This is a genomic window from Actinomadura fibrosa (assembly GCF_900659615.1).
Taxonomy (GTDB): Bacteria; Actinomycetota; Actinomycetes; order Streptosporangiales; family Streptosporangiaceae; genus Spirillospora; species Spirillospora fibrosa.
The window spans coordinates 1-15,409 of record NZ_CAACUY010000117.1 but is presented as its reverse complement, the minus strand read 5'-3'; the positions used below and the strand labels follow the sequence as shown (position 1 = coordinate 15,409).

11 protein-coding genes and 1 pseudogene are annotated in these 15,409 nt (G+C 71.3%); 7 read left to right on the top strand and 5 right to left on the bottom strand.

The genetic code is table 11. From position 1 onward, the window contains the following. Nucleotides 1-28: 28 nt before the first annotated feature. The 5 genes and pseudogenes from E1300_RS54070 to E1300_RS30065 all read right to left on the bottom strand — a co-directional run bounded on the left by E1300_RS54070 (nt 29) and on the right by E1300_RS30065 (nt 4,176). Nucleotides 29-367 carry a UTRA domain-containing protein gene (locus tag E1300_RS54070; RefSeq protein ID WP_370785253.1) on the bottom strand — a complete coding sequence of 113 codons (339 nt, stop codon included), beginning with the start codon at nt 365-367 and terminating at the stop codon, nt 29-31. Between the two features lie 496 nt (nt 368-863). Next, nucleotides 864-992: pseudogene (locus E1300_RS54065) on the bottom strand (SAM-dependent methyltransferase); the annotation flags it as partial. Nucleotides 993-1,374: 382 nt separating this feature from the next. Beyond that, nucleotides 1,375-1,812 carry a DUF6247 family protein gene (locus tag E1300_RS54060; RefSeq protein ID WP_370785248.1) on the bottom strand — a complete coding sequence of 146 codons (438 nt, stop codon included), beginning with the start codon at nt 1,810-1,812 and terminating at the stop codon, nt 1,375-1,377. Between the two features lie 256 nt (nt 1,813-2,068). Beyond that, the gene (locus E1300_RS30070; protein WP_131760472.1) at nt 2,069-3,559 is read right to left on the bottom strand and encodes a DUF6851 domain-containing protein; all 1,491 of its coding nucleotides are present in this window, start codon (nt 3,557-3,559) and stop codon (nt 2,069-2,071) included. A 38-nt stretch (nt 3,560-3,597) separates the two neighbouring features. Next, nucleotides 3,598-4,176: a MarR family winged helix-turn-helix transcriptional regulator gene (locus tag E1300_RS30065; protein WP_131760471.1), complete on the bottom strand. Its 579-nt coding sequence runs from the start codon at nt 4,174-4,176 to the stop codon at nt 3,598-3,600. Nucleotides 4,177-4,294: 118 nt separating this feature from the next. On the opposite strand from E1300_RS30065, the gene E1300_RS30060 reads away from it, so the two are divergent. From E1300_RS30060 to E1300_RS30030, 7 genes are all read left to right on the top strand, one after another. Beyond that, on the top strand, nt 4,295-5,797 hold the full coding sequence (locus E1300_RS30060; protein WP_207400038.1) for an MDR family MFS transporter: 1,503 nt from the start codon (nt 4,295-4,297) through the stop codon (nt 5,795-5,797). Between the two features lie 133 nt (nt 5,798-5,930). Next, nucleotides 5,931-6,413, top strand: a complete 483-nt coding sequence (locus tag E1300_RS30055; protein ID WP_131760470.1) for an allene oxide cyclase barrel-like domain-containing protein — start codon at nt 5,931-5,933, stop codon at nt 6,411-6,413. Between the two features lie 60 nt (nt 6,414-6,473). Continuing rightward, the gene (locus E1300_RS30050) at nt 6,474-8,006 is read left to right on the top strand and encodes an acyl-CoA carboxylase subunit beta (RefSeq protein WP_370785251.1); all 1,533 of its coding nucleotides are present in this window, start codon (nt 6,474-6,476) and stop codon (nt 8,004-8,006) included. Further along, a complete protein-coding gene (locus tag E1300_RS30045; protein WP_131760468.1) occupies nt 8,003-8,287 on the top strand; it encodes a DUF6059 family protein in 285 nt (94 codons plus the stop codon). Before E1300_RS30050 ends, E1300_RS30045 begins: the two co-directional genes overlap by 4 nt. Nucleotides 8,288-8,331: 44 nt before the next feature. Further along, a complete protein-coding gene (locus E1300_RS30040; RefSeq protein ID WP_131760467.1) occupies nt 8,332-8,808 on the top strand; it encodes a hypothetical protein in 477 nt (158 codons plus the stop codon). Further along, entirely contained in the window at nt 8,805-10,367 is a 1,563-nt protein-coding gene (locus E1300_RS30035; protein WP_131760466.1) for a multicopper oxidase family protein, read from the top strand. The genes E1300_RS30040 and E1300_RS30035 overlap by 4 nt, the downstream gene beginning before the upstream one ends. 90 nt (nt 10,368-10,457) lie before the next feature. Beyond that, nucleotides 10,458-15,409: type I polyketide synthase (locus tag E1300_RS30030; protein ID WP_131760465.1), on the top strand; the 4,952-nt coding region annotated here is incomplete at its 3' end.

The following is a 15,409-nucleotide window of genomic DNA, read 5'->3' as shown; positions in this document are numbered from 1 at the left end:
CCATGCCGCTCCCCTAACCGTCAGTCGTTCACCGGCATGTCGTAGCAGAAGACGTATCGGTCACCGGCGAGGATGCCTTGCAGCACCTCAATCGGCTTGTCTCCTGAGAACGAGACCCTATGCAGTTCGGCGACTGGTGTCCCAGGCTCAAGCCCAGCGCGCGGACTTCGTCGGGAGTCGGCATCCTGATCGCGACCTCCTCGCGCACCCGCGTCAGCGGGTAGCCGAGTTCTTCGAGGACTCGGTAGCCACCTCCTGGCCCAGTGTTCTCCTCGGTGATGCGCGTGCCTTTCACCAGGTCCAGGAGGTAGTAGCTGTCCGCTAGCTGTGATGGATTGCCGTCGATCCAGAACCGCCGGCGCCTCACGAACAGGGGGCGCCAGGTTCGACCTCGTACCAGGTAGCGATCCAGTCTGGAGCGGGCACTTCTCGTCCAGCTCCAGCAGGCCCCAGCCGGTTTCAGGCAACCTGACGCAGTTGTCCTTGCGGAGGTTGATCGCTTCTGACGGCCGCATCATGCCGTAGTACATGCAGCCGAAGGCAGCGACCAAGCGGGGACCTTGCGTCTTGCCCACAGACCGGATCGTGTCCAGCAGCACGGCGACCTGACCGGGATTCGGAACGCGCCGCCGGTCGACCGCGTGAGCCACTTCCGCCGCCTTCCAATCAGCCTCGCGCACGTCGTCGAGCGAATTCGCCGAAAGTTGCTTCTCCCGCACGGCGAACTTCAGAGCGCCGTAGAACGCGCGCCGACGCCGCCGGTAGTACGCTGGTTCAAGCTGCTTCCCATCGAGGTTGGTCGCGCAGGCGGTGAGCGCCTTACCGATCATCTTCGACTCCTCCAACGCCGACATGAGGACCGAAGCCCGAGCCAGCCAGCGCAGAGCAACCACGATGGCGGCCGGATCTTCTTCGTCGGTCACAAAGTGCAGGACCGCGATCAGCAGCACCGCCGCCGGACGATCCCAATCGACCCACTCGCCGACGCGCATCGCGACGCATCCGTCGGCCTCGCCCCGTCCGCCCTCCAGGGGGCGCGCCGCCGCTATGGGCAGTAGTCGAGGCTCCGCCCGACGCGGGCGAGGACTTCGGCCCCCAGCTCACTCGCCAGAGCTGTATGCGCGAGGAACTCCTTGCCCCTGCGAGGTTGGTCATCAGTCAGCCGATCCGTCACCTGGCGCAGGAGTGCCGCCATGCGCGTCTCCCATTCACGGATGGCGATGTAGTCCTTATGCCTGCGCTACAAGGCCATGAGGCATCCCTATCGGCCTTCTGCCGCATCGCCAAGTGGGTTGAGGTGTGTTGTCGGTTGGGCTGGAAGAGTGCGGGCTCCCCTGGCCCCGAGCTGTCGAGGATGGCGGCGGACGGAACCCATCAAGGGCGCCCTTCGGGCGTCACTCCGTGATGGCTTCGCCACCCTTGACAGAACCCGTCCGCGCTAGGTGCAGGTCTCGTCGGAGCCGGGGGAGGAAGGTGACAGCGCCCGGCCGTGGAAGCCGTCGAAGGCGTAGGTCGCATCCGGCCTTCCCAGCCCGGCGGCGTGTACCGCACGAAGGCGTCCTCACGGCCCTGTAGGGCGTCCTGGACGGCCTCTTCGTAGCCGGGACGGGCGTAGGCGATGGCTCGGAGGCGCCACTGCTGGAGCAGAGTTCGAACCTGCTCGAAGCGCGCCAGGTCGTGCGCGGCGTCCAGCGCCTGGTCATACTCGGCCCGGAACTGTTCCCGGTGTGACCGTGGGAGAGCGTCGTAGATCGCGGCTGGATCCTCGCCGGGATCGCGCGGCGCGGACGGTTCCTCGGGCTGGGCGGTCATAGTCTCGATCTACCTGTGCCGTTGCGGAACACTCGCGCTCGCTCATCTGCTTCCCCGGCCACTGCGGTCTGGCCGTCTGGGCGTGAGCGATGTGCGAGGCCCCGACGTCCCTGGTGGCATCTGGCGGCCTGTCTTCAGCGCCTTGCCTGGCCATCTCTGGCAGTGGCGAGGCGATCGCCGGCGCGACCGGGTCTTGCGTACGGTGGGCTCACCGGCCACCTGGACGTCGTTCGTACCGGTGGGATCGTGCGGGGTTCTAGGTCGCCTCTCCTCGTACATGGCGCTGGACGAACTCGTACGCCAGATCGCCGATGCGGGGGCTCATCTGCCTGGATGCCTCGATCGACGACCTGAAGTGCGCCCCGCCCCAGAGCCGGGACATGCCACAATCGTGGTCGAAGGTGGACCAGTTGCTCCAGCTCAGAGTGAGGTCCTTGGCGGGGGTGATGCCCGGCTCGATCTGCGAGGAGCCGGCCGCGTAGGTCTGGGAGAAGGACATCGCGTCCGTCCCGCGGAAGCGCCGCGCGGCCTGCGCGTGGGCACCGCACAGCGCGGTCGAGCCCGATGGGTACTCGGGATGGTCTGGAGTGTTGACGTAGCTGCACCAGTCGCGGCCGGGGATGTCGTGCACCGTGCCCTTGCCGGGGCCGCCCCAGGCCGTCACCGGAGAGCCTCCGTACAGGAAGCGGATGGCGCTGAACGGGCGGACCGAGTCGTGGTGCAGCTTGTTGTACCAGGCGGCGATCGCCGCGTCGTACGCGGCGATGTTCGTCGTGAGGTAGTAGTGGAAGTACGCGTCGAAGTCCAGGCCGACCGCTGTCGCGGCGGTCGAGGCACCGAGCACCCGCTTGTCCGCGAAGAGCTCGACCTTCATCTTGAGTTCGTCGGTCAACGCCGCGGAGGCGGAGAGGATCTCGTCCGCCTGGGCCCGGTAGGCGGCACGGTTGTGCGTGTAGTCGCTCTTTCTGGGCGGCGGCAGGAGGAACCGGGCGGGGTCGCGGAAGGTGTACGCCTTGGTGCCGCCGAATTGCGGCGTCACGAACTGCTGGATCTGGTACGTGCCCAGCTCCACCTGTTTGGCCAGCACGTTGGGCTGCCAGCGCGAGGGATGGCTCAGCTCGTACGCCGTGTTCACCGGACGGTATCCGGTGGTGTCGGCGAACGGCTGCGGGTTGTACTTGCGGCCGCCTCCGTAGCCGAGCTGGTTCATCCCGTCGTTCAGCTTGTTGGCGAGGATTCCCTTGCCCGCGAGGTTGCCGATGCCGATGGGCGTGGTGGTGTTCTCCTGGTCGTCGTCCGGGTCCAGCCCCACCTGGGACAGGACGGCACGTGACTGGGCGGTGAAGAGGGGGAAGGCGCCGAGCACCTTGTTGCTCGCGTACAGCAGAGCGATGTTGCGCTGCCGGTGCGTCGCGGACTCGCTCACCGGGCGGCGGCCGAGCTTCGAGTAGACGCCCACCGCCGACCGGTGGTACGGCGCGATCGCGTCGAACCATGCGTTGGCCAGCAGGCAGGTCAGGCGGATGAGGATCGTGGCGTCCATGGGGTCGATGCCCGCCAGCCCGGCGCCGCCCCGGTTGAGGAGTTCCTTGGCGGCGTTGCCGGTGTCGAAGTTGAAGTCGGCCGCGGCCGCCGGAGCGGCGGGAGCGAGCAGGACCGCCCCGCTGCTCGTCACCGCCGAGGTCAGGGCGACGGCTTTCAGCATCTGCCTACGGCTGGGGCCACGGCTGTGCAGGTCTGTGTCCATGAGGGCTCCTTCCCGGGGAGCCAGCATCGGAAGATGTTCTAGTGCGGCTCTTGCACGCCACTGGACGATCGGCCGGGCGTCGTCCGGGGCTGTCCGGCATCGGGGTCCGGCTCCTCCGCCACGTCGACCAGGAGCCGGAATCCACGAAGGAAGATCTCCTGCTCTGCCGCCGGCATCGCGCTCAGGGCGCGGCGGATGGCGGACAGCCGCCGCTGGGCGAAGGGAAGGATCATGGCTCGGTAGTGCGGGGGCAGGGCGACGATGGTGCGCCGCCGGTCGGTGTCGTCCTCACGCCGGTCCACGAGCCCGGCCCGGTTGAGCTCGTTGACGAGCTGGCTGGTGGTGGTCGGGCTGAGCGCCAGGTGCGGGGCGAGCTCGCCGACGCTCAGCGGCTCGTTGAGCGCGATGGCGACCAGCGCGGTCATATGCCGGCGGGCGAGTCCGGATCGGCCGAGCTGGGCTTTGAGCTCGTCCACGGCCGGAGAGTCGTCCTTGGGGGCGCGCATCCGCCGGATGAGCCGGATGATCAGGTCGGCCGTCTCGCTGGTCCGAGCGTCGAGAGTGCCGCCGACCGATTCGGGGGCCGTGCCTTCGGCACTGGAACCGAGCTCCTGCATGCCCCGATCCTATCGGAAAGCTTGACTTAGATTAGGTTGAGATTCAAGCTAGTTGCTGTCCGATGCAAATTGGGTCAAGCGGCGGTCATACCCGCTTCGTTCTAGCGAGGACTCATCCGTGTCCACTACGCCCAGGACCTCAGCGGCCGACACCGGCTCGGGCGAGAAGTTCGACCGGCAGCTCTACCAGCTGGCGCTCGTGGTGGTCATCGGCGTGCTGATGCCCGCGCTCGACGCCACCGTGGTCAATGTCGCGCTCAACACGCTCAGCACCGAACTCGGCGCGTCACTGCCCGCCATCCAGTGGGTGGTGACCGCGTACCTGCTGTCCCTCGGGGTGGTGATCCCGCTCAGCGGGTGGGCCACCGATCGCTTCGGCGCGAAACCGGTCTGGCTGGTCGCCCTCGGCGGGTTCACGATCGGCTCGGTGCTGTGCGGATGCGCGTGGAACGTGGGCAGCCTGATCGCGTTCCGGGTCGTCCAGGGGCTCGGCGGCGGGATGATCATGCCGGTCGGGCAGGCCGCTCTGGCCACCACCGCGGGTCCGAAGCGGATGGGCCGGGCGATGGCCTTCATGGGCATCGCGATCCTGCTCGGACCGGCGCTCGGCCCGATCGTCGGAGGCCTGATCGTCGAGCATGTCTCCTGGCGGTGGATCTTCTTCATCAATCCGCCGATCGGGCTTCTCGCGTTCTACCTGGCCGTGCGGCTGATGCCCGGCACGCCGCCGATCCGGCGGGCCGGGCGCCTCGACCTGCCGGGCCTGGTGCTCCTGTCCGGCGGGCTCGTCATGCTGCTGTACGGCCTGTCCAAGGCCGGCTCGTCCGGCGGGTTCAGCGGCACCACCGTGCTCGGCTGCCTGGTCGGCGGCGCGGTGCTGCTCACCGCGTTCGTGCTCTACAGCGCGCGGCGCGGCGAGGCCTCCGTCATCGACGTGCGGCTCTATCGCAACCGCGTGTTCGCCAACGCGTCCGTCATCACCCTGCTGCTCGGCATGGGGATGTACGGCGCGATGCTGCTCGTCCCCCTCTACTACCAGGTGGTCCGGGGTGAGAGCCCGCTGACGACGGGGCTGCTGGTGGTGCCGATGGGCTTCGGCGCGGCCGTGTCGATCCCCATCATGGGCCGGCTCATCGACAAGGTCGGCTCCCGGCTGCCGATGCTCATCGGGCTGGCGTGCTTCCTGCTCGGCACCGCCGCGTTCACCCAGGTGGCCCCGGACACGTCGTACGTCTGGCTGTGCGTGGTGCTGTTCGTCATGGGCATAGGCCTGGGATCGTCCAACACCCCGACCATGGTGGCGACCTACTCCGCGCTGCCGGCCGAGACGGTGCCGAGGGCCAGCGGCGTCTACAACGTCACCCGGCAGGTCGGGGGGTCGTTCGGCAGCGCGCTGTTCGCGATCCTGCTGACGAGGTACATCGACGACTCCTTCCCCGGCACCTCCGGCGAGGGATTGCACGGGCTCTCGTCCATCAAGGCGGATCGGGCGCACGTGGTGTCGGTGGTGTGCGACGCCTTCCAGCACACCTTCTGGGTCGCATTCGCCTTCTCCGCGGTGATGATCATTCCCGCGCTGCTGCTCCCGAACGCCCGCCGCCCGGCCCGGCGCGGCCACTGAGCGAGCTCCCGGGAACCCGCCCCGCCCCTGGCCGCCCGCGTCGGCGGGTACAGAGGCGCTCGACTCCGCCACCAGAGATCCCCGACATGCTCCGATCGTGCCTGCAGCGATCACCACCAGGAGGCGAGCCACCATGCCCGAGAGCCGAGTCGACGCTCCGGCCCCCGATCGGAAGGTCCGCCAGGGCACTGGTACCTGCGTCGTGCTGGACGAGCTGGTGGAGCGCGTGGTGGACCTGACCTACGACAACGCCGACGGCTCCGAACTGTTCATCGGCCTGTCCAGCACCTACCAGGACGAGGTCTTCGACACCGCCGGGGCGCTCGTCGGCACGGCGACGGGCACGGTGGAGGTCGTCCACGTCCGCCCCTCCGACGGTCACGTCTTCGGGCGGGTGCGCGACCGGCACCGCTTCACCGATGGCACGGTCCGGCTGACCGGCTTGTTCGACATGAACGAGCAGATGGCCGTGGGCAAGGAGATCCCCCTGTTCGCCACCGGGCTCGACGGCCGCTACGAGGGCATGGAAGGCGTCTACTGGCTGACCGTCGCAGGCAGCGGGCCGCGGCTCTCCGACAACCACTACACGGCCCGGATGCTCCTCTACCGGCTCTGACGTCTGAACGGGTGAGGACAGATGGACGTCACAAGCCGTGAAGCAGCCGACCACGGGACCATGGAGCTCGCCCGGCGCAAGGAGGAGGCCCGCGAGGGACCCGGTCCGGCGGGGACGGAACGCCAGCACGCCAAGGGCAAACTGACCGTCCGCGAGCGCCTGGCCCTCCTGCTGGACGACGGCTCGTTCACCGAGATCGAGCCGCTGCGCAGGCACCGCGCAACCGGCTTCGGGCTGGAGACCAAGCGCCCCTACACCGATGGGGTCGTCATCGGCTGGGGAACTGTCTTCGGCCGCACGGTCTTCGTGTACGCCCACGACTTCCGGATCTTCGGCGGTGCGCTGGGCGAGGCGCACGCGGAGAAGATCCACAAGGTGATGGACCTCGCGCTGACCGCGGGGGCGCCCCTGGTCTCGCTCAATGACGGTGCGGGCGCACGGATCCAGGAAGGGGTCACCGCGCTGGCCGGCTTCGGCGGCATCTTCCAGCGCAACGTCCAGAGCTCGGGCATGATCCCGCAGATCTCGGTGATGCTCGGGCCGTCCGCCGGGGGATCCGCCTACTCCCCCGCGCTGACCGACTTCGTCTTCATGGTCCGCGAGACGTCGCAGATGTTCGTCACCGGGCCGGACGTGGTGCAAGCCGTCACCGGCGAACAGGTCTCGCACGCCCGGCTCGGTGGCGGCGAGGTGCACGCCGCGGCCTCGGGCGTGGCGCACTTCCTGTACGAGGACGAGCCGAGCTGCCTGGAGGACGTGCGCTATCTGCTGTCGTTGCTGCCGTCCAACAACCGGGAGCTCCCCCCGCACCGGCTGTCCGCCGATCGGGCCGACCGGCGCACCTCCGCCCTGCTCGACATCGTGCCCGCCGATCCGCAGCGCTCGTACGACATGCGCGACGTCATCGCCGAGATCGCCGACGACGACACGGACTCCTTCGAGGTGCACGCCGCCTGGGCGCCGAACGTCCTGTGCGTGCTGGCCCGGCTGGACGGTCACGTCGTCGGCGTGGTCGCCAACCAGCCGCAGCACATGGCCGGCGCGCTCGATATCCACGCATCCGAGAAGGCCGCCCGCTTCGTCCAGATGTGCGACGCTTTCAGCATTCCGCTGGTCACCCTGGTCGACGTGCCCGGCTTCCTGCCCGGCATCGACCAGGAGCACGACGGCATCATCCGGCACGGCGCCAAGCTGCTCTACGCCTACTGCAACGCGACCGTGCCCCGGATATCGCTGGTGCTGCGCAAGGCGTACGGCGGCGCGTACATCGTCATGGACTCCCGGTCGGTCGGCGCCGACCTCGCCTTCGCCTGGCCGGGCAACGAGATCGCGGTGATGGGCGCGGAGAGCGCGGCCAACGTGATCTTCCGCCGGGAGATCGCCGAGTCCGACGACCCGGAGGCGACCCGGGCCAGGCTGATCAAGGAGTACAGGCAGGAGCTCATGCATCCCTACTACGGAGCCGAGCGGGGCCTCGTCGACGACGTGATCGATCCGGCCGAGACCCGCTCGGTCCTCATCCGGTCCCTCGCGGTACTGCGGTCCAAGCGCACCGACCTGCCGTCGCGCAAGCACGGCAACCCGCCGCTGTGAACGGCCGGGCCGCGCGAGCGCGGCGCGCCACCGGCCGGGTGCTCCGCGAGCTGTGGAAGCAGACCGGCGTCATCGCGGTGCTGATGAGCGGCGAGGACACGGCGATCCGCTACGCCATGAGCCCGGCCGCCCGCCGCGTCCCGGAGGCCGTCCCGGACCCGCCTCCCGCGGCGGATCCGCCGCCAGGGCATCCGGAGCGGCTGGTCGCCGCCCACAGGCCCAGCGGGCAGGAGCGGGCTCTGTGGGCCGACATCCTCGGCCGGGACATCGACGGCGACTAACGTACGGATCCGTCATCCGCGGAAGGAAGCCCGGAGAGGAAGCAGTGGAGAAGCACGCGGCCGAATCCACGCTTCCCAGGGGTGGCAAGTCGTTCAGGGCGGCCGGGTGGACGTTGCGGTCCCTCGCCGTGGCGCACCTGCTCGCCGTGCTCGCCCAGCCCGTCCTAGCAGGCAGGTTCCTGTCCGGCGACTACGCGATGCTCCAGTTCCACCGGCTCGTCGGCACCGCCGTTCTGATCATCTCCGGTCTGCAGATCGTCGCCGCCGCCGTCTACCGGCGCCTCGGCGGACCGGCCTGGCCGATCCGGGCCGGGGCCCGGATCCTGGCCGTCGAAGGGCTCCAGTTCTACCTGGGCCTGCACCGCGTCCTCGGCCTGCACATCCCGGTCGGCGTCCTCCTCGTGGTCTGGCTGGTCCACCTCACCAGACGGCTCTGGCAGCCGCCGGGGCCGGCGCCGGAGCAGGCGCCGGAGCAGGCGCCGGAGCAGGCGCCGGAGCAGGCGCCGGGACCGATCGGATGAGCGGGCGGCCCTCGCGGCGCAGGTTCCTCGGCGTGCTGGGCGGCGCGGCGGGCGCGGGAGCGGTGGGCGCCGCCGTCCCGTGGCTGGCGTCCTCCGGCGAGCTCGGCCTCCAGATGCGCAGCGCCCGGCCGCTGCCCGAGCCGTTCCGCGTGCCGCTGCCCGTTCCGCCCGTCGCGGTGCCGCGCCGGACCGCGACGACCGACCACTACGAGCTCACGCAGCGTCCCGCCGCGCATGAGATCCTGCCCGGTGCAAGCACCGAGATCTGGGGATACGAGGGGATCTTCCCCGGTCCGACGATCGTCTCGCGCAGCGGCCGCACCACCGTCGTACGGCACCACAACCGGTTGCCCGTCCCGACCGTGGTCCATCTGCACGGCGGCCACACTCCGGCGTCGAGCGACGGCTACCCCACCGACCTGGTGCTGCCGGACGCCTGGGCCACGGCCATGCCGATGGACCCGACGCATCCGATGCACGCGCCGGACCCGGCGGCGGTCGTGACGCACGGCGTCCGCGACTACGTCTACCCGCTGCGGCAGCGTGCCGCGACCCTCTGGTACCACGACCACCGGATGGGCTTCACCGGATCGTCCGTATGGCGCGGCCTCGCCGGGTTCCATCTCGTGCACGACGACGAGGAGGACGCGCTGCCGCTGCCGAAGGGCGATCGCGACATCCCGCTGATGATCACGGATCGGGCCTTCACCGCCGACGGGGCGTTCCGCTACCCGGCGCTCGACCCCAGCGGTCTGCACGAACCCGGCGTCCGGGGCGGCTACCACCAGGGCGTGCTGGGGGACGTGGTGCTCGTCAACGGTGCTCCCTGGCCGGTGCTCGACGTCGACGCGGCCCGCTACCGGTTCCGGTTCCTCAACGCGTCCAACGCCCGCCGCTACCGGCTCGCCCTGGATCCGGCGCCGCCCGGCGGCTCGGGCCTGGTGCAGATCGGCTCGGACGGCGGGCTGCTGGCGGCCCCGCGCCGCCATGACTCGATCGGTCTCGCCCCGGCGGAGCGCTGCGAGGTCGTCGTCGACTTCTCCCGCTACCGGGTCGGCGAGCCGGTGACCCTGCGCAACCTGCTGGGCCGCGGCCCGGCCCATGACGTGATGCGCTTCCGGGTCGTGCGGCGGGCCCGCGATGACAGCCGGGTCCCGGGACGGCTCTCCTCGATCGAGCCGCTGGTCGCCTCCGGCGGTACCGTGCGGCGGACCTTCGTGTACCGGCGCACCGGGGACGCCTGGACCATCAACGGCCACCGGTTCGCCCCCGCCCGGGTCGACACGGACCCGAGGCTCGGCGATGTCGAGGTCTGGCGGTTCATCAGCGACTTCCAGCACCCGGTCCACCTTCACCTCGGCCACTTCCAGGTGCTCGGCCGGGACCGCGGCGGCCCGGGACCCTACGACGCCGGCTGGAAGGACACCATCGACCTGCGTCCGGCCCAGGCCGCCGCGGTGATCGTCCGTTTCGACGACTACCGGGGCCGCTTCCTGCACCACTGCCACAACCTGGAGCACGAGGACATGGCGATGATGGCCAACTTCCAGGTCGTCTGAGGCGTCCCGGAGAGCTAGAAGCGCTCGATCGGCGGTCTACCGGGCCCGGCCATCGTGGTACTCCATCAGATCGAGGGGGCATCGAGCCGCATGACGTCCGAATCCGCAGCCGTCCCCGTACCGTGGCTGCTCTCCGGGACCGACGGCACCGCCCTGCGCGCCGTGGCCGATCGGCTGCACCGGCACCTGGCGGCCCGCCCCGAGCTGACCCCGGCCGAAGCGGGCCGGGCACTGGTCGCCAGAGGATCGTCCGGCCCGCACCGCGCCGTCGTCGTCGTCACCGGCCGCACCACCGCGCTCCAGGCCCTGGCCACGCTCGGCACAGGCCAGGGCTCGGCCGGCCAGGACCGGGACGCGGTGGTGCGGGGCGTGGCGCGTGAGGCGGGGGAGGTCGTCTTCGTCTTTCCCGGTCAGGGTCCGCAGTGGTGCGGCATGGGCGGCGAGCTCCTCGACTCGTCGGCGGTGTTCCGCGAAGCGATCGACGACTGCGCTGAGGCGCTGGCTCCCCATGTCGGCTGGCCGCTCCATGATGTGCTGCGGGGAACGGGCGACGCGCCGTCCCTCGATCGGGTCGACGTGGTGCAGCCGGCGCTGTTCGCCATGATGATGGGGCTCGCCGCGCTGTGGCGGGCCCATGGAGTCGAGCCGGCCGCGGTCGTGGGGCACAGCTTGGGCGAGATCCCGGCGGCCTGCGTCGCGGGCGGGCTCTCGCTCGCGGACGGGGCGAGGATCGTCGCGCTGTGGAGCGGGTTGCAGGCCGAGCTCGCCGGCCAGGGCGAGATGGCGTCCGTACCGCTGCCGGCCGGCGAACTGACGCCTCGGCTCACCGATGACCGGGTCGGGGTGGCCGCCGTCAACGGGCCGAGCTGGACCGTCGTGTCCGGTGACGCCGAGCCGGTACGGGCGCTGGTCGACACCCTCCAGGGCGCCGGCGTGCGGGCCCGGCTGATCCCGGTCGGCGTCGCCGCGCACTCGCCGCACATCGACGCCGTCCACGATCGGCTCCTTGAGGCGCTGCGGCCGATCCGGCCCCGGTCGTCGGCGGTGCGCTTCTTCTCGACGGTGACCGGGACGTTCCTGGACACCGCGGAGCTGGACGCCGCGTACTGGTGCCGCAACCTCCGCGACACCGTGCGGTTCTCGACCGCCGTGCGGCGGCTGGCCGAGCCGGGCGATCGCACGTTCGTCGAGATCAGCCCGCATCCGGTGCTGACCATAGGGGTGCAGGAGAGCGCTCCGGACGCCGTGGTCGTGGGCACGACCCGTCGTTTCGAGGGCGGTCTGCCGCGGTTCTTCGAGGCGTTGGCCGAACTTCACGTCCGTGGGACGCCGGTGTCCTGGCCGGTGGCGTTCGAGGGGCTCGGCGTCCGCGGGGCCGAGCTGCCCGACGATCTCTTCCGGGCGCCCGCGGCCGGATCGTCCTCGCCGCCGGTCCCGGCGTTGCGGGATCGGCTCGCCGGGCTGCCGGATCGCGCGCGGCACGACGTACTGGTCGATCTGGTGCTCGGGGAGGCGTCCGCGTCGCTGGGCGGCGGCACCGTCACCGCGGACCGGTCCTTCTGGGACGCGGGCTTCGACTCGGTGATCGCGCTGGACCTGCGGAACCGGCTCAGCGCCGCGGTCGGGATGCGGCTGCCCGCGACGCTGGTCTTCGACCATCCGACTCCGGCGCGAGCCGCCCGCCACCTCGCCACCGTGTTGTCCGGCGATCAGGGCGCGGCGGTCCCCGCCGAGGTGCCGGCGGCGGCCGGCGAGCCGATCGCCGTCGTCGCGATGAGCTGCAGATTCCCCGGGGGCGTGCGGTCACCGGAAGGATTGTGGGAACTGGTGCTGGCCGGGCGGGACGCCGTGACGCCCTTCCCGCGCGACCGAGGCTGGGACGTCGACGGGCGCTACGACCCGGCGCCCGGCCGGCCGGGGCGCTTCTACCAGCGGGACGCCGGCCTCCTTGAAAGCGTGACGGACTTCGACGCGGCGTTCTTCGGCATCTCGCCGCGCGAGGCGACGGCCATGGATCCCCAGCAGCGCGTGCTCCTGGAACTCGGGTGGGAGGTGCTGGAGCGTGCGGGGATCGATCCGGGCACGTTGCGCGGCACCCGTACCGGGGTGTTCGTCGGCGCGATGGCCCTGGACTACGGCCCCCGGCTGGACGAGGCGCCTCCGGATCTCGAAGGCCATGTCCTGACCGGCGGGGCGCTGAGCGTCGCCTCGGGCCGGCTGGCCTTCACGCTGGGCCTCCAGGGGCCGGCGGTCACGGTGGACACGGCCTGCTCGTCGTCGCTCGTGGCCGTGCACCTGGCCTGTCAGGCGCTGCGTGGCGGCGAATGCTCCCTGGCGCTGGCCGGCGGTGCGACGGTCATGCCGACGCTCGGCATGTTCATCGAGTTCAGCCGGATGAGGGGGCTGGCACCCGACGGCCGCTGCAAGGCCTTCGCCGCTTCGGCCGACGGCTTCGGGCTCGCGGAGGGGGCCGGGCTCGTCCTGCTCGAACGGCTGTCGGACGCGGAGCGGAACGGGCATCGGGTGCTGGCCGTCATCCCCGGCTCGGCGATCAACCAGGACGGGGCGAGCAATGGCCTGACCGCGCCGAACGGACCCGCGCAGGAGCAGGTGATCCGGGCCGCGCTGGCCGACGCCCGGCTGGCGCCCGGCGACATCGACGCGGTGGAGGCGCACGGCACCGGCACCACGCTCGGTGACCCGATCGAGGCCCGGGCGCTCCTGGCCGCGTACGGGCGGGACCGGGCCGGACGACCGCTGTGGCTCGGGTCCGTCAAATCGAACATCGGGCACGCCCAGGCCGCCGCAGGCATCGCCGGGATCATCAAGATGGTCCTCGCCCTCGAACACGGGCTGCTTCCCCGGACCCTCCACGTCGACGAGCCCAGCCCCCACGTCGACTGGGCCCTCGGAGATCTGCGGCTGCTCACCGAAGCGGTCGAGTGGCCATCGGCCGACCGGCCCCGGCGCGCGGCCGTCTCCTCTTTCGGGATCAGCGGCACCAACGCGCATCTCATCCTCCAGCGACCCGAGGGCCGCGCAGCCGCGCCGGCGGGCGGCCAGGGCATGCCGCTGCCGGTCCTGCTCTCGGCCGCCACCCGGCCCGCGCTCCGGGCACAGGCCCGGCACCTGCACGACCACCTCGCCGCGAACCCGGATCTCGCACCCGAGAGGGTCTCGCACACCCTGGCCACACGCCGTGCTCACCTTCCCCATCGGGCCGCCATCGTCGCCACCGATCGGGCCGCGCTGCTGCCCGCGCTCAGTGCCCTCGCCGAGGACGCGGCGGCACCGAACCTCCGCCGAGGCAGCGCCGAACCCGGGAGGACCGCGTTCGTCTACAGCGGCCAGGGCGGTCAGTACCCCGGCATGGGCCGCGAGCTCTACGGCACCGACCCCACCTACACCGCGACACTCGACGAACTGGCCGAAGCCTTCCAGCCCTATCTCGAACCGCCCCTTCAGGCCATCCTCGCCAACGCCGGCGACCTTCACCACACCGCCAACACCCAGCCCGCGCTCTTCGCCATCGGCCTCGCCCTCACGCGAACCGCACAGCACCACGGCATTCACCCTCACTACCTCACCGGGCACTCCCTCGGAGAACTCACCGCGGCCCATATCGCTGGACTCTGGGACCTCCACGACACCTGCAAGCTCATCGCCACCCGCGCCCGGCTCATGGGCTCGGCGGCGCCGGACGGCGCGATGGTGGCCGTCCAGTCGACGGAGTCCGAGGTCGCTCCGGCGCTCGCCGGCTTCGGCGGCCGGGTGGAGCTGGCGGCCGTCAACAGCGCCGGCTCACTGGTCCTGTCGGGAGACCGCGGCGCCGTCGAGCAGGCCGCCGCCGTACTGGCCGCACGCGGCTTCCGTACCAGGTCCCTCCAGGTCAGCCATGCGTTCCACTCGGCGCACATGGAGGAGGCGAGCGCCGCGTTCCGGGCCGCGCTCGCCGAGGTGACGTTCCAGCCGCCGACCATCCCGTTCGTCTCCGCGCTCACCGGAGAGGTCGTGGATCCCGAGGTGCTCCGCTCGCCCGACTACTGGGCGAGGCAGATGCGGCACACGGTCCGCTTCGACCGTGCGATGGCGGCGCTGCGAGCCGCCGGGGTCACCAGGTTCCTGGAGATGGGCCCGCTCACCGCGGCCGACCCCGAAGGCGACATCGTGCCGATGCTGCGGCGCGGCCGGCCGGCGATCCACACGTTCGTGTCCGCTGCCGCCCGCCTCCACGTGCGGGGCGGCGATGTCGCCTGGGAGACCTTCGGTGGTGGGGGCGACCCGGTCGATCTGCCGACGTACCCCTTCCAGCGCGAGCGCTACTGGTGGCGGACCGGCCGGGACGATGTGCGCCCGGCCGAGGCGGATCGCCGGTACCGGATCGGGTGGCGGCGGATCGAGAACGAGGCGCCGGTCGGGTCCACCGGCCGCTGGCTGGTGCTCCATCCCGGTGGAGCCGAGGCCGGGGCGTGGATCGATGGCCTCACGCGCGCGGGCGCGGCGGTCGATGAGGTCGAGATCAGCACGACCGAGGTCGACCGCGTCCGGCTGGCCACGTCGCTGCGCGCCCACCCGGCCGCCGTGATCTTCTCCTTGCTGGGCTTCGACGAGACCCCGCACCCCGCTCATCCGACGGTCGGCGGGGGACTCGCCGCCACCCTCGCGCTGGCTCAGGCGCTGGACGACGCCGAGGTGCCGTCCCCGCTCTGGCTGGCCACCCGCGGGGCCGTCGGCACCGGAGCGGACGACCCGCCCGAGCACCCCGGCCAGGCGGCGACCTGGGGACTCGGCCGGGTGCTCGGACTGGAGCGGCCGGACCGGTGGGGCGGGCTGATCGATCTGCCGCCTGCCCCGGACACCGCCGCCCTGGAGCACGTCCTGCGGACCGTCACCGATCCCGGCGGCGAGGACGAGGTGGCGGTCCGCGCGTCCGGGCGGTACGCGCGGCGGCTCCTGCCCGCGGCGGCGGCCGGTCCGCCGCGGGCCGAGCGGTGGCGGCCGTCCGGGACGGTACTGATCACCGGCGGCACCGGTGCGCTCGG